Raw genomic sequence first — 15410 nt, 5'->3', positions numbered from 1 at the left:
GGGCGCCGCCCTCGGAACCTTTGCACGGTAGCCGGACGGCTCACGGCGGGGCGATCCATTTTTCCGCGGCGCCCGAACCACAACGCGTCCCCGGACACCGCCATTCCCCGATGGCCGGACGTACCGGAATCATCACGCAACGTAGTGCGCGGGGGCCTCCGATGAGTCACCATGGGGAGGCGTGAGCACACCGAGCGCCGCCGGCCGCTACCGGATCGACCGCCTCCTCGGGACGGGCGGCTTCGCGTCCGTCTGGCTGGGCCACGACCCGGACCTCGACTCCCCCGTCGCGATCAAGATCCTCGGCGAGCACTGGACGCTCCACGCCGACGTGCGGGAACGGTTCGTCCAGGAGGCCCGGCTGCTGCGCCGCGCCGACTCGCACCGGCTCGTGCAGGTCTTCGACATCGGCGAGCTGCCCGGCGGGCGCCCGTACTTCGTGATGACCTACGCCGACCTCGGCACGCTGGAGGAGCGGCTCGCGGCCGGGCCGCCCGCCGGGCCCGGCGCGCTCGCGGACGCGCTGGCCCTCGCCCGCGAGATCGCGCGCGGCGCGCAGGACCTGCACGACCTCGGGATCGTCCACCGGGACCTCAAGCCGTCGAACGTGCTGCTGCGGACGGTGCCGGGCGGCGGCGAGCGCGTCATGATCGCCGACCTGGGCATCGCGCGGACCGGCGACCACCTGTCCAGCCTGACGCTGCCCGCCGGGTCGCCCGGCTACATGGCGCCCGAGCAGACGCAGGTCGACGGGGCGCCCGACCACCGCGCCGACGTCTACGGGCTCGGCGCCCTCGCCTACCACCTGCTCACCGGGGAGCCGCCCGGCACCCCGGCCCGCCCGCCGGGCGACGTCCGTCCGGGCGTCCCGCCGGAGGTGGACGCGGCGGTGCTGCGGGCGCTCGAGCCCGACCGGGAGCGGCGCTGGCGGACGGCGGCCGAGTTCGGGGCCGCGCTGGAGGGCCTGGACGCGGCAGCGGGCGCGGCCGGGCCGCCCGCGCCGCCGCCGACCCGCCCGGACGCGCCGCCGACCGTCCCGGGCGCGGACGCCCCGCGCCGCCGGCGCCGGGTCGTCCTCGCCGGGGCGGGGGCGCTGGCCTGCGCCCTCGCCGCGGGCGCCGCGTTCTGGCTGTTCGGCGGCGCGGGCGGCGGCGGAGCGGCGGTGACCGGCGCGGCGACCGGCGCCGACGGGCGCTGGTTCCGGCCCGGCTCCGACGTCCCGGCGCGGTACCGCGACCTGATCGTCGAGGCCGGGGAATGGTGCGAGATGCCCGGGCTGAGCCCGGCGCTGATCGCCGCGATGCTCAAGGCGGAGAGCGGCTTCGACCCGCACCTGGCGGACCCGGCGAAGGACGAGTACGGGATCGCCCGCTGGACGCCGCGCGTCCTCGTGCACTGGCAGCCCGGCGGCCTCGACAACCCCGAGCCCAGGCCGGCGGAGATCACCCCGGAGCTGTCGATTCCGGCGATGGGCCGTTTCCTGTGCTACTGGGGCAAGGACCTCGAGGGCGTCCCGGGCGATCCCGCGCTGAACCTCGCCGCGACGTACCGCACGTCGTCCAAGACGGTGGTCAAGGCGGGCGGCGTCCCGGCGGAGTACCGGGCCTACGCGGAGAAGGTCCGCCGGTACCTGGAGGACTACCGGCCGCGCTGACCGGCGGGCGCCGCCGCCCAAGCCCCGGCGGCGGCCGCCTCCTTCACGTACTCGGCGAACGGCCGCGGGTTCCGGCCGAGCGCGCGGCGGACGCCGTCGCTCACCCGGTCGCCGGCGCCGTCGCGGAGGTCGGCCAGCAGGCCCGCCAGCATCTCGGCGAACGCCGCCGGCACGCCCTGCGCCTCCAGCAGCGCGGTGAACTCCGGCACCTCCAGCGGCGTGTACCGGATGTCGCGTCCCGACGCCTCCGCGATCATCCGCGCGGCGGCGCGGAACGGCAGCGGCTCCGGCCCCGACAGCTCGTACACCTCCCCCGCGTGCCCGGCGCCGGTGAGCGCGGCGACGGCCACGTCGGCGATGTCCCCGGCGTCCACGAACGCCTCGCGCCCCTCCCCGGTGGGCAGCGCGAGCTCGCCCGCCAGCAGGGGTTCGCGGAAGAAGTCCTCACTGAAGTTCTGCGCGAACCAGGCCGGGCGCAGGATCGTCCACTCCGCCCCCGACTCGCGGACGGCGCGCTCGGCGGGCTCCTGGGCGGGCTGCGGCGCGCCGTCGACGCCGCGCGCCGCGAGCAGCACGAGCCGCCGGACGCCCGCCGCGACCGCGGCGTCCGCGAACTCGGCGACGGCGTCCTGGTCGACGGTCTCGTTCATCGGGACGAGGTAAACGGCGCCGGCGCCGTCCAGCGCGGGACCCCAGGTGGCCCGGTCGGCCCACTCGAAGATCGTCCCGGTCGTACGGGACGCGGCGCGGACGGGGACGCCGCGGGCGGTGAGGCGGGCGGTGACGCGGCGGCCGGTCTTGCCGCGGGCGCCGAGCACGAGAATCGGTGAATCGGTCATGGGCCCAGCACACCAGCGGGCACGGAGACGTTCCATGGCCGCGCGTCTCGAAGGCATGTGAGATCGTCTCGGCATGGACCTCCTGGACGATCTGCTGGCCGGGGTGCGGGCCCGCGGCGCCGTGTACTGCCGCTCCGTGGCGCAACCGCCGTGGGCGGTGCGGTTCGCGGCGCCCGCGCCGCTGTCGCTCGCCACGATGCTCCGGGGCACCGGCTGGATCGCCCGCGACGGCGGGGAGCCGGTGCGGGCCGGGCAGGGGGACATCGTGCTGCTGCGGGGCGGCGCCCCGATCGTCGCCGGCGACCGTCCCGGCGCCGAACCGGAGATCGTGGTGCTGGACGCCGACCGCTGCTACGCGGTCGACGGCGGCCCCGCGACCGCCGGGCACAACTTCCGGCTCGGGCCGCGCACGTTCGGGCTCGTGCCGGACGGCTCGGACCTGTTCGTCACCGCCGAGTACCCGATGCGCGGCGACGTGTCCGAGCGGCTGCTGGAGGCGCTGCCCCCGCTGGCGGTCGTCCCGGCCCGGCCGGACTTCGCGCCGCTGCTGGACCTGCTGGCGGTCGAGGTCGCGCGGGAGGAGCCGGGCCAGCAGATCATCCTGGACCGGCTGCTGGACATGCTGCTGGTGCGGGCGCTGCGCGCGTGGTTCGCGCGGCCGGACGCCGAGCCGCCCGCCGGGTACCGGGCGCTCGGCGACCCGCACGTCGGGCGCGCGCTGCGGCTGCTGCACGAGAGCCCGGCGCGGCCGTGGACGGTGGCGGAGCTGGCGGCCGAGGCGGGGCAGTCGCGAGCGGTGTTCGCGCGGCGGTTCACCGAGCTGGTCGGCCGCCCGCCGCTGGCCTACCTCACCGAATGGCGGATGACGCTGGCCGCCGACCTGCTGCGCGAGCCCGGCGCGACGGTGGCGTCGGTGGCGCGGCGCGTCGGGTACGCCGACGGGTTCGCGTTCAGCAACGCGTTCAAGCGGGTTCGCGGCGCCGCGCCGAGCAGCGTGCTGCGCGACGCCGCGAACGCCTGACCGTCCGGGGTCAGGACGCGCCGTAGACCGGCTCGGGGGCGGGGGCCTGCGCGAGCAGGCCGGCGACGACCTCGCCGACCTCGGCCGGGTCCCAGCGGGCGCCCTTGTCGGCGGCCGGGCCGTGCCGGAAGGCGTCCATCACGCAGATCTTGCCGCCCTCGGCCTCGAAGACGCGGCCGGTGACGTCGCGGGACTCGGCCGAGCCGAGCCAGACGACGAGCGGGGACACGTTCTCGGGGGCCATCGCGTCGAACTCGCCCTCGGCGGGCGCGGCCATCGTCTGCGCGAAGACCTCCTCGGTCATCCGGGTGCGGGCGGCGGGCGCGATCGCGTTGACCGTCACCCCGTACCGGCCGAGCTCGGCGGAAGCGACGAGGGTGAGGCCGACGATGCCGGCCTTGGCCGCCGAGTAGTTGCTCTGCCCGACGCTGCCGAGCAGCCCGGCGCCGGACGAGGTGTTGATCACCCGGGCGTCCACCGGGCGGCCCGCCTTGCTCTCGGCGCGCCAGTGCAGGCCGGCGTGCTTGAGCGGCAGGAAGTGGCCCTTGAGGTGGACGCGCATGACCGCGTCCCACTCGTCCTCGGAGAGGTTGACGAGCATCCGGTCGCGCAGGAACCCGGCGTTGTTGACCAGGACGTCCAGCCGCCCGAACGTCTCGACGGCGGTGCCGACGAGCGCGGCGGCGCCGGCGTCGGTGGCGATGTCGTCGGTGCTGGCGACGGCCTTCCCGCCGAGCGCCTCGATCTCCCGGACGACCTCCTGCGCGGGGCCGTCGGCGGCGTCCCCGGTGCCGTCGCGGGCGACGCCGAGGTCGTTGACGACGACGAGGGCGCCCTGCCGGGCGAACTCGAGGGCGTGCGCGCGGCCGAGGCCGCGGCCGGCCCCGGTGACGGCGACGACGCGGTCCTTGCAGATCATCGTGTCTCCTTCTCGTTCGCGCCGGCGGTCCCGTCCTTGTTCACGGTGGCGGCGTCCAGGAAGGCGGGGCGCTCGCCCCCGCCGTGCAGCAGCATCTCGGTGCCGGTGACGTAGGAGGCCAGGTCGGACGCCAGGTAGACGCAGGCGCCGCCGACCTCGTCGGGGGTGCCGAGGCGGCCCATGGGGACGGTGCGGCCGACCGCCGCGATCCCCTCCTCGTCGCCGTAGTGCAGGTGCGCGGTCTCGGTGCGGATCATGCCGAGGATCAGCGTGTTCACCCGGACGTGCGGCGCCCACTCGACGGCCAGGGACCGGGTGAGGCTGTGCAGCCCGGCCTTCGCGGCGCCGTAGGCGGACGTGCCGGGCGAGGGCCGGACGCCGCTGACGCTGCCGATGTTGATGACCGAGCCGCCGGTGTCCAGCTCGCGCATCCGCGGGTAGGCGGCGCGGGCCATGAGCAGCGGCGCGGTCAGGTTCAGCTCGATGATCTTGGAGTGGGTCCGCAGCTCCCCGTCGGCGAGGGGCAGGAAGGGGCCGCCGCCCGCGTTGTTGACGAGCACGTCCACGCGGTCGAGGCCGTTCATGAACTCCTCGACGGCCTCGGGCTTGCGCACGTCCAGCGGGACGAACCGCGCCGCGCGTCCGTCCGCCTCGGGGAGCGCGTCGGGGTCGCGGCGGCCGACGGCCACCACGTCGGCGCCCGCCGCGAGGAAGGCGCGGCTGATGCCCGCGCCCACGCCGCGCACGCCTCCGGTGACCACGACGGTCTTCCCGCTCAGGTCCAGCGTCAGTGACATCCCACCACCTCGGGCATCCCGCCTCCTTTTGCACCTCTGCTACGGTCAGTTCTAACAAATGTTTGGTGGAAAGGTAGCGCATGGGAGTCTCCACCACGACCCGGGACGGGGTCGCCGAGATCGTCGTGAACGCCCCGCCGGTCAACGCGCTGACCGTCGCGGGCTGGCACGAACTGGCGGACGCGGTGCTCGCGGCCGGACGGGACCCGCAGGTGGGGGCCGTCGTGCTCCGCGCCGAGGGCCGCGGCTTCAACGCGGGCGTCGACATCAAGGAGATGCAGTCCACGGAGGGGCACACCGCGCTGGTGGGCGCCAACCGGGGCTGTTACGCGGCCTTCGCGGCCGTCTACGACTGCGAGGTGCCGGTGATCGCCGCGGTGCACGGGTTCTGCCTGGGCGGCGGCATCGGGCTCGCGGGCAACGCCGACATCGTCATCGCGTCGGACGACGCCTACTTCGGGCTCCCCGAGGTGGACCGGGGCGCGCTCGGCGCCGCGACGCATCTGGCACGGCTCGTCCCGCAGCACCTGATGCGCGCGATGGTCTACACGTGCCGCAACGTCACGGCGGCCGAGCTGCACCACCACGGGTCGGTGCTCGAGGTCGTCCCGGCGGACGGCCTGCGCGACAAGGCCCTCGAGGTCGCCGCGAACATCGCCGCCAAGGACCGGTACGTCATCCGGCGCGCGAAGGAGTCGCTGAACGGCATCGACCCGGTCGACGTCAAGCGCAGCTACCGCTTCGAGCAGGGCCTCACCTTCGAACTGAACCTCGTCGGCGCGGGCGACGCGCACCGCGACGCCTTCGTGGCCAAGGGGGCGAAATGAGCAAGGTGACCACGATCGAGGAGATCGTCGGGTCGCTGGAGAGCGGCATGACGCTCGGCATCGGCGGCTGGGGGTCGCGGCGCAAGCCGATGGCGCTCGTCCGCGCGATCTCCCGGTCGTCCCTGACCGACCTCACCGTCGTGACGTACGGCGGCCCGGACGTCGGGCTGCTGTGCGCCGCCGGGAAGGTGCGGCGCCTCGTCACCGCGTTCGTGACGATGGACTCGATCCCCCTCGAACCGCACTTCCGGCAGGCGCGCCAGACCGGCGCGATCGAGCTGACCGAGTACGACGAGGGCATGTTCATGTTCGGGCTGTACGCGGCGGCGCACCGCCTGCCGTTCCTGCCCACCCCGGTCGGCCTCGGCTCGGACGTCATGAAGGTCAACCCGGAGCTGAAGACCGTCCGGTCGCCCTACGAGGACGGCACCGAGCTCGTCGCCGTCCCGGCCCTGCGGATGGACGCGGCGCTCGTCCACATGAACCGCGCCGACGCCCGCGGCAACGCCCAGTACCTCGGTCCGGACCCGTACATGGACGACCTGTTCGCCAAGGCCGCGGACCGGACGTACGTGTCGTGCGAACGGCTCGTCGACACCGCGGACTTCGCCAAGGAGGGCCCGCCGCAGTCCCTGCTGATCAGCCGGTCGCACGTGGCCGGGGTGGTGGAGACGCCGAACGGGGCGCACTTCACCGACTGCGCGCCCGACCACGGGCGGGACGAGGCGTTCCAGAAGCTGTACGCGAAGGCGGCGGCCGATCCGGAGCAGTGGGCGGCGTTCCGCGACCGCTTCCTGTCCGGTGACGAGGCCGCGTACCAGGACGCCGTCCGGGCCTGGCGGGAGGAGAAGTGATGGCTGCGTCGACGAGGACGACCACGGACGCGACGGCGACGGACGCGACGCGCGCGGAGGTCTGCGCGGTCGCGTGCGCGGAGCTGTTCCGCGGCGACGGGGAGATCGTGGCGGCGGCGGTCGCCGGTTTCGTGCCGATGCTGGGCTCCCGGCTGGCGCGGTCGACGTTCGAGCCGGACCTGCTGACGACCGACGGCGGGCCGTCGCTGAGCGCGGAACCGCTGCCGCTCGGCGTGCCCGCGGACGTCGTCGAGGGCTGGCTGCCGTTCCGCGACCACCTGTGGCTGGTGCTGAACGGGCGCCGCCACGTGATCATGGGCCCGAGCCAGATCGACCGGTACGGCAACACGAACATCTCGTGCATCGGCGACTGGGCGCGGCCGTCCCGGCAGCTCCTCGGCGTGCGCGGCGGACCGGGCAACACGCTGCTCAACACGACGAGCTACTGGGTGCCGAAGCACTCGACGCGCGTGTTCACCGAGCGGGTCGACATGGTCAGCGGCGTCGGCACCGACCGCGGCGCGCACGAAATTCGCGCCGTCGTGACGAACCTCGCCGTGCTCGACTTCGCCACCCCCGACCGCCGCATGCGGCTCCGCTCGGTGCACCCGGGAGTGACCGTCGACGACGTCGTCGCCGCGACCGGCTTCGAGCTCGTCGTGCCGGACGGCGTCCCCGAGACGCGGCTCCCGGACGCCGAGGAGCTGCGCGTCATGCGCGACGTCCTCGACCCGAAGGGCCTGCGCGAGCGCGAGGTCCCGTCGTGAGCGGGACAGGGCAGGTGCTCGACACCCCGCTGACCCGGCTCACCGGGGTGCGGCACCCGGTCGTCCAGACCGGCATGGGCTGGGTGGCCGGGCCGCGGCTGGTGACGGCCGTCGCGAACGCGGGCGGTCTCGGGATCCTCGCGTCGGCGACGATGACGCTCGACCAGCTCGCGACGGCGATCGGCGAGGTCAAGGACCGGACGGACGCGCCGTTCGGCGTCAACCTGCGGGCGGACGCGGGCGACGCGGGCGACCGCATCGACCTCCTCATCAAGGAGGGCGTGAAGGTCGCCTCGTTCGCACTCGCCCCGAAGAAGGAGCTGATCGCCAAGCTCAAGGACGCGGGGCTCGTGGTGATCCCGTCGGTGGGCGCGCGGCGGCACGCCGAGAAGGTCGCCGGCTGGGGCGCGGACGCCGTCCTGGTGCAGGGCGGCGAGGGCGGCGGGCACACCGGCGCCGTCGCGACCACGCTGCTGCTCCCGCAGGTCGTCGACGCCGTCGACATCCCGGTGATCGCGGCCGGCGGCTTCTTCGACGGCCGCGGCCTCGCGGCGGCGCTGTCGTACGGCGCGGCGGGCGTGGCGATGGGCACCCGCTTCCTGCTGACGTCCGACAGCTCGGTGCCCGACGCGGTCAAGCGGGTCTACCTGAAGACCGGCGAGACCGTGGTGACCCGCCAGGTCGACGGGATGCCGCACCGGGTGCTGCGCAGCGAGCTCGTGGACGAACTGGAGTCGTCCGGGCGGGTCGGCGGGCTGGTGCGGGCGCTGCGCAACGGCGCCCGGTTCAAGAAGCTGTCCGGGATGTCGTGGCGGGAGATGATCGCCGACGGGAAGGCGATGAAGCACGGCAAGGACCTGTCCTGGTCGCAGGTGCTGATGGCCGCCAACACCCCGATGCTGCTGAAGGCGGCGATGGTGGACGGCCGTCCCGATCTCGGCGTCATGGCGTCCGGGCAGGTCGTGGGCGTGATCGACGACCTGCCGAGCTGCGCGGAGCTGATCGGCGGGATCGTGGCGCAGGCCGCGGAGCGGATCGCCGCCCAGCAGGACCTCCTGGTGCGCTAGGAGGCGCCGTCCGCGCGGAGACCGCGCAGCACGGCCGCCAGGCCCCGGCGGAACTCCTCGTCGGGGCCGACGGTGCGGGCGTGCCGCGCGGTCTCGGCCATGCGGGGGAACTCGTCCGGCGGCAGCCCGGCGAGGGCGGCCGTCCCCTCCCCCGACAGCGGGCCGAGGTGCTCCATCTGCACCGCGCCGATCACGTACGCGAGCAGGGCGCGCAGCGCGACGGCCCGCGCGCGCCCGTCCAGTCCCGCCTCGGCGAGGATCCCGAGCACGGTCTCCGACCAGCGCAGCACGCCCGCGGAGCGGTGCCGGTGGACGAGCGTCAGCGGGACGATCTCCGGGTGCGCGCCGACCGCGTCCCGCACCCGCCGCGCCATCTCCTCGACCCGCCCGCGCCACGGGCCGGGAGGCGGCGGCGCGGGGTCGACCGCGCCGAGCACCAGCTCGACGACGAGGCCCTCGAGCTCCCCGCGGTCGCGCACGTACCGGTAGAGCGCCATCGTGCTCATCCCGAGCTCCTTCGCCGCGGCCCGCATCGACAGGGCGGCGAGGCCGTCCCGGTCGATGACGGCGAGGGCCGCGGCGGCGACCCGGTCCGGGGTGAGCGAGCGCGGTCGGGGCATCGCCCGACAGCGTACGGCACCCGCTCACCGCGGGTGATCGCCCCGCCCCCGGTGCCGGCCGCTCAGTACCGGCCGTTCAGTACCGGCCGCCCACCGCGGACGGCAGCGCGTCGAGGTCCGCCAGGTCCGCGGGGGTGAGGTCGAGGTCGGCCGCGCCCGCGTTGTCGCGCAGGTAGCGGACCTTCTTCGTGCCCGGGATCGGGATCACGTGGTCGCCCTGCGCGAGCGTCCACGCGATCGCGACCTGCGCGGGCGTGGCGCCGTGCCGCGCCGCGACCTCCCGGACGGCGTCGACGATCCGCAGGTTCGCCTTCAGCGCCTCCTCCTGGAAGCGCGGGTTGGCGGCGCGGAAGTCGGTCTCCTCGAAGTCCGCGCTGGTGACCGTCCCGGTCAGGAAACCCCGGCCGAGCGGGGAGAACGGGACGAACGCGGCGCCGTTGGCGGCGCACCAGCCGACGACGTCGCCGGCGGCGCCCGCGCCCGCGACGCCGTCGCTCGCACCGCCCGCGCTCCCGCCGGGGACGCCCAGCGCGTCGCGCGTCCACAGCGACAGCTCCGACTGGATCGCCGCGACGGGGTGGATCGCGTGCGCCTCCGCCGCCTGCGCGACCGTCACCTCCGACAGTCCCAGGTGCCGGACCTTCCCCGCGGCGACCAGCTCGGCCATCGCGCCCCACGTGTCGGCCAGCGGCACCTCCGGGTCGACGCGGTGCAGGTAGTACAGGTCGATGACGTCGGTGCCGAGGCGGCGCAGGCTGTCCTCGGCGGACGACGTGACGTGCTCGGGCGTCCCGCGGCGGACGATCCGCCGGGACGCCGGGTCCTCGACGATCAGCCCGGTCTTGGTGGCCAGCACCGCCTCGTCCCGCCGGCCGGCCAGCGCGCGGCCGACGAGCTCCTCGTTGTGCCCGGCACCGTAGGGCTGGGCGGTGTCGAGGAACGTGACCCCGAGATCGAGCGCCTCGCGGATCAGCGCCGCGGACGCGTCGTCGTCCCGCTCGGACTCGGTGTACGCCCAGCTCATCCCCATGCAGCCCAGCCCGACGGCGCCGACGGGCGTGCCCGCGAACTCGCGCTTCCTCATGTTCTCTCCTCCTCCTGCTCGTACGGGACGACCGTCACGCGACGGCGGCGACGAGGCCGCCGTCCACGATCAGGTCCTGGCCGTTGACGTACGCGGCGTCGGCCGACGCGAGGAACGCGACGGCGCCCGCCACCTCCTCCGACGTGCCGATCCGGCCGGACGCCACCCGGGCCCGCGTGCCCTCGACCTCGTCGGCGGGAACGGCGTCGCGGAACATCGGCGTGTCGATGTAGCCGGGGCTGACCGAGTTGACCCGGACGCCCCGCGGGCCCAGCTCGGCCGCGAGGGTGCGGGCCAGGCTCGCCGCGGCGGCCTTCGTCGCCGAGTACAGCGACCCGTTCGGCAGCCCCCGGTGCAGCGTCCAGGACGCGTTGATCACGATCGAGGCGTCGGCCGCCAGCAGCGGCAGCGCCTTCTGGATCGTGAAGTAGACGCCCTTGAAGTTGATGTCCACGGTGCGGTCGAAGTCGTCCTCGGTGATGTCCGCGGTCGGGCCGAACGCGCCGACCCCCGCGTTGGCGAACACCACGTCCAGGCGTCCGTGCCGTTCGCGGACGGCGTCCATCAGCGCGTCCAGGTCGGTGAGGCTCGCGGCGTCGGCGCGGACCGCGAGGATTCGCTCCCCCGCGTCCGGTGCGGCGCCGTCCAGCTCCTTGACCGCCGCGTCCAGCCTCCCCTGGTCGCGGCCGGTGACGACCACCCGCGCCCCCTCTTCCAGCAGCCGCCGCGCGACCGCCAGGCCCATGCCGCTCGTCCCGCCCGTGATGAGCGCGACCTTGCCGTCGAAACGTGAGTCCGTCATGACGATGATGCTGCCGCGGCGCCGGGGAACGCGGCAGAGTCCGTTTATCGTGGGTGTGCCACCACCACCCTCGGCCCGCCTCAGCTCGCGGCGGCCAGGCGCCGCCGGGTCATGAGCCGTTCGAGGCGCTCCAGGGTGCCGGTCCCCGGCCGGGGGTTGTGGAGCACGAGGTCCTGCCCGGGGCGGTCCGCCAGCGGCAGCAGCGTCGCCTCGAACACCAGCTCCCCCGCCTCCGGGTGCAGGACGCTCTTGACCGCCTGCGTCCCCCCGCTCACCTCGTGCCGCGCCCACAGCTCGGCGAACTCCGGGCTGACCGTGGTGAGGTCCGCGACGATCCGGGCGAACTCGGGGTCGTCGGGATGGCGGGCGGCGTCGGCGCGGAACCGGCTCACCACGCCCGGGGCCGCCGCCTCCCAGTGCAGGTGCTGGCGCCGGTAGCGCACGCTGGTGAAGAACGTGACCAGGCAGTTGTGGTCGGTGTCGCCGTACCCGAACACCTCGCGGGCCGCGTCGTTGATCGCGACGAGGTTCCAGTGCCGCCCGCGGATGTACGCCGGGCGCGGCGACCACGCGTCCAGCAGCCGCCGCAGCTCCGGGGTCACCGGGACGGCCGGGCCGGCGTCCGCGCGCGGCGGGTTCAGGCCGGCGAGCAGGTAGAGGTGCTCGCGCTCGGCGCGGTCCAGCCGCAGCGCGCGGGAGATCGCGTCGAGGACCTCCTCGGACACCTTGATGTCGCGGCCCTGCTCCAGCCACGTGTACCAGGACACCCCGACGCCCGCGAGCACCGCGACCTCTTCCCGGCGCAGGCCGGGGGTGCGGCGCCGCCCGCCGGACGGCATCCCGACGTCGGCGGGCGTCACCCGGGCGCGGCGGGTGCGCAGGAAGTCGCGCAGTTCGGCGCGGCGGCGGTCACCACTGGAGGACGTGTCGGGCATACGGCCACGATAGCCACCCGTCCCCCGGAGCGCAGGCCAAGATCACCCCGGGACGGCGGCTAGCCGACCACCCCGGCCGCGCGGAGCCGGGCGATCGTCCCGGCGTCGCGGCCCAGCTCGGCGAGCACCGCGTCGGTGTGCTCGCCGAGCGCCGGGACCGGGTCCATCCGCGGCTCGGTCCCGGCGAGAACGATCGGCGGCAGCAGCGCCCGGATCGGGCCCACCGGGGAGCCGACCTCCCGCCAGCGGTCGCGCTCGGCGAGCTGCGGGTGGGCGACCAGGCCGTGCCCGTCGTTCAGCGTCGCGTTGGGCACGCCCGCCTCGTCCAGGCGCCGCAGCAGCTCCTCCCGGCCGAGCCGCGCGGTGACGGACGCGACGAGCGCGTCGACCTTCTCGCGGTTGCGGACCCGCGCCATGTTCGTCGCGTAGTCGGGGTCGGCCACCAGTTCGGGACGGCCGAGCACGCCGGTGGCGAGGGCCGCCCAGCCCGCGTCGCTCTGCACGCCGATGACGACGTCGGCGCCGTCGGCCGTCGGGTACGCGTCGTAGGGGGCGATCACCGGATGGCTCAGCGTCGAGCGCGGCGGCACGGCGCCCGTGTAGAGCGTCGTGTACATCGTCTGCCCCATCCACTCGGCCACCGCGTCGAACATGCTGACCTCGACCGACGCGCCCTCCCCCGTCGTCCCGCGCCGGACGAGCGCCGCGAGCGTCCCCGAGAACGCGTACATCCCCGCGGCGATGTCGGAGACCGGCGTGCCGGCCTTCACCGGCGTCTCCGGGGTGCCGGTGACCGAGATCAGCCCGGCCTCGGCCTGGACGAGCATGTCGTAGGCGCGCTTGTCCCGGTAGGGCCCGCTCGACCCGTACCCGGACATGTCGACGACGATCAGCCGGGGATCGCGCTCCCGCAGCCGCCCGGCGCCGAACCCGAGGCGGGCGGCGGCGCCCGGCGCGAGGTTCTGCAGGAACACGTCGGCGCCCGCGATCAGGTCGTCCAGGATCGCGCGGCCCTCGTCGCTCTTGAGGTCGACCGCCACCGACTCCTTGGAGCGGTTCAGCCAGGCGAAGTGGGTGCCGAGCCCGCCGCGGACGCCCGCGTCGTAGGCGCGGGCGAAGTCGCCGCCGTCCACCTTCTCGACCTTGACGACGCGGGCGCCGAGGTCGGCGAGCTGCCGGGACGCGAACGGCGCCGCGACGGCCTGCTCCAGCGCGACGACGGTGATCCCCTCGAGAGGCAGCACCCGCTCAGTCCTCCAACAGTCGGCGACCGATGATCATTTTCTGGATGTCGGCGGTGCCCTCGCCGATGAGGAGCATCGGCGCCTCCCGGTACAGCCGCTCGATCTCGAACTCCTTCGAGTACGCGTAGCCGCCGTGGATCCGGAAGGAGGCCTCCACGACCTCCTTGCAGTACTCGCCCGCGAGGTACTTCGCCATCCCGGCCTCGAGGTCGTTGCGCTCGCCCGAGTCCTTGCGGCGCGCCGCCATCACCACCATCTGGTGGGCGGCCTCGACCTTGGTGGCCATCTCCGCGAGCCGGAACAGGACGGCCTGGTGCTCGGCGATCGGGCGGCCGAACGTCTCGCGGCGCCGCGCGTAGTCGCGGGCCAGCTCGTAGGCGCGCATCGCGACGCCGCAGCCGCGGGCCGCGACGTTCACGCGGCCGACCTCGACGCCGTCCATCATCTGGTAGAAGCCGCGGCCGGGCTCGCCCCCGAGGATCTGGGACGACGGGACGCGGTGGGCGTCGAAGACCATCTCGGTGGTGTCGACGCCCTTGTACCCCATCTTCTCGATCTTGCGGGGGATCGTCAGGCCGGGCGCGACCTCCCCGAATCCGGGGGTCTTGTCGACGAGGAACGTCGTCATGCCGCGGTGCCCCGCGTCCGGGTCGGTCTTGACGAGGGTGGCGACGAGGTTCGCGGACGCGCCGTTGGTGACCCACATCTTCTGGCCGTCGACGACGTGGTGGTCGCCGTCGGGGACGGCGCGGGTCCGGATCGCGGAGACGTCGGAGCCGCAGTCGGGCTCGGACATGGAGAAGGCGCCCCGGATCTCGCCGGCGGCCATCTTCGGCAGGTAGTGCGCCCGCTGCTCGGGCGTGCCGTGCCGGTCGATCATCCAGGCCACGATGAAGTGGGTGTTGATGACGCCCGACACGCTCATCCAGCCGCGCGCGAGCTCCTCGACGACGAGGGCGTAGGTCAGCAGGGACTGCCCGAGCCCGCCGTGCTCCTCGCGGATCGTCAGGCCGAACAGCCCGAGGTCGCGCATGCCGTCCACGATCGCCTGCGGGTACTCGTCGGCGTGCTCCAGGTCGGTCGCGACGGGGAGGATCTCCTTGTCGACGAACGCCCGCACGGTCGCGAGGATCTCGCGCTGCTCGTCCGACAGCCCGTGGGTCTGCCGCAGCCGGTCCGCCATCCTCACCTCCACGTCGGCAATTTTTTATACGATATTGGCGGAGATGTCGGAAGGGAAGACCTCCGCGGCGGACCTCAGCCGGCGCCGCCGTCCCAGAAGCCCCGCCCCTCCAGATGCACGACCAGCAGCGTCCCCGCGTGCCGGATGTGGGCGCGCATCGCCTGGCGGGCCGCGTCGGCGTCGCCCGCCCGCAGCGCGGCGAGGACGAGGTGGTGGTCGTCCACCGAGGCCTGGCTCCAGCCCTCGATGCTGGAGAAGAACCGGCGGGGCGCGTACCGCACCACGAGCTGCAGCAGCCAGGACGTCTTCGGCGAGTCCGCGCACAGGTTGACCGTACGGTGGAACCGGTGGTTCGCCCGCTCGATGCCCTCGGCGTCGCGCGTCCGGGACGCCTCCTCCAGCAGCTCCTGCGTGCGCGCGAGCTCGGCCAGCTCGTCCTCGGTGATCTTCTCGGCGGCGCGGGCGGCCAGCTCGCCGGCGAAGTACGCCTGCGCCTCGAACAGGTCCTGGACGTCGCGCCGCGACAGCGGCGCGGGCATGAACCCGCGGCGCGGCACCAGCGTGACGAACCCCTCGCCGCGCAGCGACAGCAGCGCCTCCCGGACGGGCGTGACGCTGATCCCGAGGTCGTCGGCGACCCGCTCCAGGCGGAGGAACTCCCCGTGCCGCACCCGTCCGGACATGATCAGCTCACGGACGTACGCGGCGACCTCGTCGCTGAGCTGGCGGCGCCTGCCGAGCGAGCCGCCGGGCGGGGCGTCGCCGGTGAGGCTCTCGCCGGGGATGGGCACGGTCAT

Annotated in this window: 16 protein-coding genes; 6 read left to right on the top strand and 10 right to left on the bottom strand. The window is 74.6% G+C overall.

All coding sequences use genetic code 11. The features are described from left to right. Positions 1-181 precede the first annotated feature (181 nt). On the top strand, positions 182-1654 hold the full coding sequence (locus tag AB0L25_RS22095) for a protein kinase domain-containing protein (RefSeq protein WP_500174517.1): 1473 nt from the start codon (positions 182-184) through the stop codon (positions 1652-1654). On the opposite strand, the gene AB0L25_RS22090 is transcribed toward AB0L25_RS22095, so the two are convergent. After that, positions 1639-2493, bottom strand: a complete 855-nt coding sequence (locus tag AB0L25_RS22090) for an NAD(P)H-binding protein (RefSeq protein ID WP_500174516.1) — start codon at positions 2491-2493, stop codon at positions 1639-1641. The genes AB0L25_RS22095 and AB0L25_RS22090 overlap by 16 nt on opposite strands. Positions 2494-2566: 73 nt before the next feature. Between AB0L25_RS22090 and AB0L25_RS22085 the strand changes: the two genes are divergently transcribed. Next, on the top strand, positions 2567-3514 hold the full coding sequence (locus tag AB0L25_RS22085) for an AraC family transcriptional regulator (protein WP_500174515.1): 948 nt from the start codon (positions 2567-2569) through the stop codon (positions 3512-3514). A gap of 10 nt (positions 3515-3524) precedes the next feature. Here the strand turns inward: AB0L25_RS22085 and AB0L25_RS22080 are convergent, their stop codons facing one another. Next, positions 3525-4433 carry an SDR family oxidoreductase gene (locus AB0L25_RS22080; protein ID WP_500174514.1) on the bottom strand — a complete coding sequence of 303 codons (909 nt, stop codon included), beginning with the start codon at positions 4431-4433 and terminating at the stop codon, positions 3525-3527. Then, positions 4430-5230: an SDR family oxidoreductase gene (locus AB0L25_RS22075; protein WP_500174513.1), complete on the bottom strand. Its 801-nt coding sequence runs from the start codon at positions 5228-5230 to the stop codon at positions 4430-4432. The genes AB0L25_RS22080 and AB0L25_RS22075 overlap by 4 nt, the downstream gene beginning before the upstream one ends. 80 nt (positions 5231-5310) lie before the next feature. Here AB0L25_RS22075 and AB0L25_RS22070 point away from each other — a divergent pair, with 80 nt between their 5' ends. The 4 genes from AB0L25_RS22070 to AB0L25_RS22055 all read left to right on the top strand — a co-directional run bounded on the left by AB0L25_RS22070 (position 5311) and on the right by AB0L25_RS22055 (position 8745). After that, positions 5311-6057 (top strand): enoyl-CoA hydratase family protein, encoded by a 747-nt coding sequence (locus tag AB0L25_RS22070; protein WP_500174512.1) that lies wholly within the window; start codon positions 5311-5313, stop codon positions 6055-6057. Then, positions 6054-6911: a CoA transferase subunit A gene (locus AB0L25_RS22065; protein WP_500174511.1), complete on the top strand. Its 858-nt coding sequence runs from the start codon at positions 6054-6056 to the stop codon at positions 6909-6911. Before AB0L25_RS22070 ends, AB0L25_RS22065 begins: the two co-directional genes overlap by 4 nt. Then, positions 6911-7678: a CoA-transferase subunit beta gene (locus AB0L25_RS22060; RefSeq protein ID WP_500174510.1), complete on the top strand. Its 768-nt coding sequence runs from the start codon at positions 6911-6913 to the stop codon at positions 7676-7678. Before AB0L25_RS22065 ends, AB0L25_RS22060 begins: the two co-directional genes overlap by 1 nt. A gap of 74 nt (positions 7679-7752) precedes the next feature. Beyond that, positions 7753-8745: an NAD(P)H-dependent flavin oxidoreductase gene (locus AB0L25_RS22055; protein WP_500174560.1), complete on the top strand. Its 993-nt coding sequence runs from the start codon at positions 7753-7755 to the stop codon at positions 8743-8745. Here AB0L25_RS22055 and AB0L25_RS22050 read toward each other — a convergent pair. The 7 genes from AB0L25_RS22050 to AB0L25_RS22020 all read right to left on the bottom strand — a co-directional run bounded on the left by AB0L25_RS22050 (position 8742) and on the right by AB0L25_RS22020 (position 15410). Then, entirely contained in the window at positions 8742-9365 is a 624-nt protein-coding gene (locus tag AB0L25_RS22050; RefSeq protein ID WP_500174509.1) for a TetR/AcrR family transcriptional regulator, read from the bottom strand. The genes AB0L25_RS22055 and AB0L25_RS22050 overlap by 4 nt on opposite strands. A gap of 76 nt (positions 9366-9441) precedes the next feature. Then, positions 9442-10449, bottom strand: a complete 1008-nt coding sequence (locus tag AB0L25_RS22045) for an aldo/keto reductase (RefSeq protein ID WP_500174508.1) — start codon at positions 10447-10449, stop codon at positions 9442-9444. A gap of 34 nt (positions 10450-10483) precedes the next feature. Next, positions 10484-11251, bottom strand: a complete 768-nt coding sequence (locus AB0L25_RS22040; protein WP_500174507.1) for a glucose 1-dehydrogenase — start codon at positions 11249-11251, stop codon at positions 10484-10486. Between the two features lie 80 nt (positions 11252-11331). Further along, positions 11332-12186 carry a helix-turn-helix transcriptional regulator gene (locus tag AB0L25_RS22035; RefSeq protein ID WP_500174506.1) on the bottom strand — a complete coding sequence of 285 codons (855 nt, stop codon included), beginning with the start codon at positions 12184-12186 and terminating at the stop codon, positions 11332-11334. Between the two features lie 59 nt (positions 12187-12245). After that, positions 12246-13430, bottom strand: a complete 1185-nt coding sequence (locus AB0L25_RS22030; protein WP_500174505.1) for a CaiB/BaiF CoA transferase family protein — start codon at positions 13428-13430, stop codon at positions 12246-12248. 4 nt (positions 13431-13434) lie between these two features. Beyond that, the gene (locus tag AB0L25_RS22025; RefSeq protein WP_500174559.1) at positions 13435-14613 is read right to left on the bottom strand and encodes an acyl-CoA dehydrogenase family protein; all 1179 of its coding nucleotides are present in this window, start codon (positions 14611-14613) and stop codon (positions 13435-13437) included. 74 nt (positions 14614-14687) lie between these two features. Next, positions 14688-15410 carry a GntR family transcriptional regulator gene (locus AB0L25_RS22020; protein WP_500174504.1) on the bottom strand — a complete coding sequence of 241 codons (723 nt, stop codon included), beginning with the start codon at positions 15408-15410 and terminating at the stop codon, positions 14688-14690.

The organism is Spirillospora sp. NPDC052242 (assembly GCF_040679555.1).
In the GTDB taxonomy this organism is placed as follows: domain Bacteria; phylum Actinomycetota; class Actinomycetes; order Streptosporangiales; family Streptosporangiaceae; genus Spirillospora.
The sequence above is the reverse complement of the archived record's forward strand: the minus strand, read 5'-3'. Positions and strand labels throughout refer to the sequence as shown.

Bases quoted from the DNA above. Each gene is read 5' to 3' on its own strand.
- AB0L25_RS22090 (WP_500174516.1), bottom strand. From the start codon at position 2,493: ATGACCGATTCACCGATTCTCGTGCTCGGCGCCCGCGGCAAGACCGGC.
- AB0L25_RS22085 (WP_500174515.1), top strand. From the start codon at position 2,567: ATGGACCTCCTGGACGATCTGCTGGCCGGGGTGCGGGCCCGCGGCGCC.
- AB0L25_RS22080 (WP_500174514.1), bottom strand. From the start codon at position 4,433: ATGATCTGCAAGGACCGCGTCGTCGCCGTCACCGGGGCCGGCCGCGGC.
- AB0L25_RS22075 (WP_500174513.1), bottom strand. From the start codon at position 5,230: ATGTCACTGACGCTGGACCTGAGCGGGAAGACCGTCGTGGTCACCGGA.
- AB0L25_RS22070 (WP_500174512.1), top strand. From the start codon at position 5,311: ATGGGAGTCTCCACCACGACCCGGGACGGGGTCGCCGAGATCGTCGTG.
- AB0L25_RS22065 (WP_500174511.1), top strand. From the start codon at position 6,054: ATGAGCAAGGTGACCACGATCGAGGAGATCGTCGGGTCGCTGGAGAGC.
- AB0L25_RS22060 (WP_500174510.1), top strand. From the start codon at position 6,911: ATGGCTGCGTCGACGAGGACGACCACGGACGCGACGGCGACGGACGCG.
- AB0L25_RS22055 (WP_500174560.1), top strand. From the start codon at position 7,753: ATGGGCTGGGTGGCCGGGCCGCGGCTGGTGACGGCCGTCGCGAACGCG.
- AB0L25_RS22050 (WP_500174509.1), bottom strand. From the start codon at position 9,365: ATGCCCCGACCGCGCTCGCTCACCCCGGACCGGGTCGCCGCCGCGGCC.
- AB0L25_RS22045 (WP_500174508.1), bottom strand. From the start codon at position 10,449: ATGAGGAAGCGCGAGTTCGCGGGCACGCCCGTCGGCGCCGTCGGGCTG.
- AB0L25_RS22040 (WP_500174507.1), bottom strand. From the start codon at position 11,251: ATGACGGACTCACGTTTCGACGGCAAGGTCGCGCTCATCACGGGCGGG.
- AB0L25_RS22035 (WP_500174506.1), bottom strand. From the start codon at position 12,186: ATGCCCGACACGTCCTCCAGTGGTGACCGCCGCCGCGCCGAACTGCGC.
- AB0L25_RS22025 (WP_500174559.1), bottom strand. From the start codon at position 14,613: ATGGCGGACCGGCTGCGGCAGACCCACGGGCTGTCGGACGAGCAGCGC.
- AB0L25_RS22020 (WP_500174504.1), bottom strand. From the start codon at position 15,410: ATGACCGTGCCCATCCCCGGCGAGAGCCTCACCGGCGACGCCCCGCCC.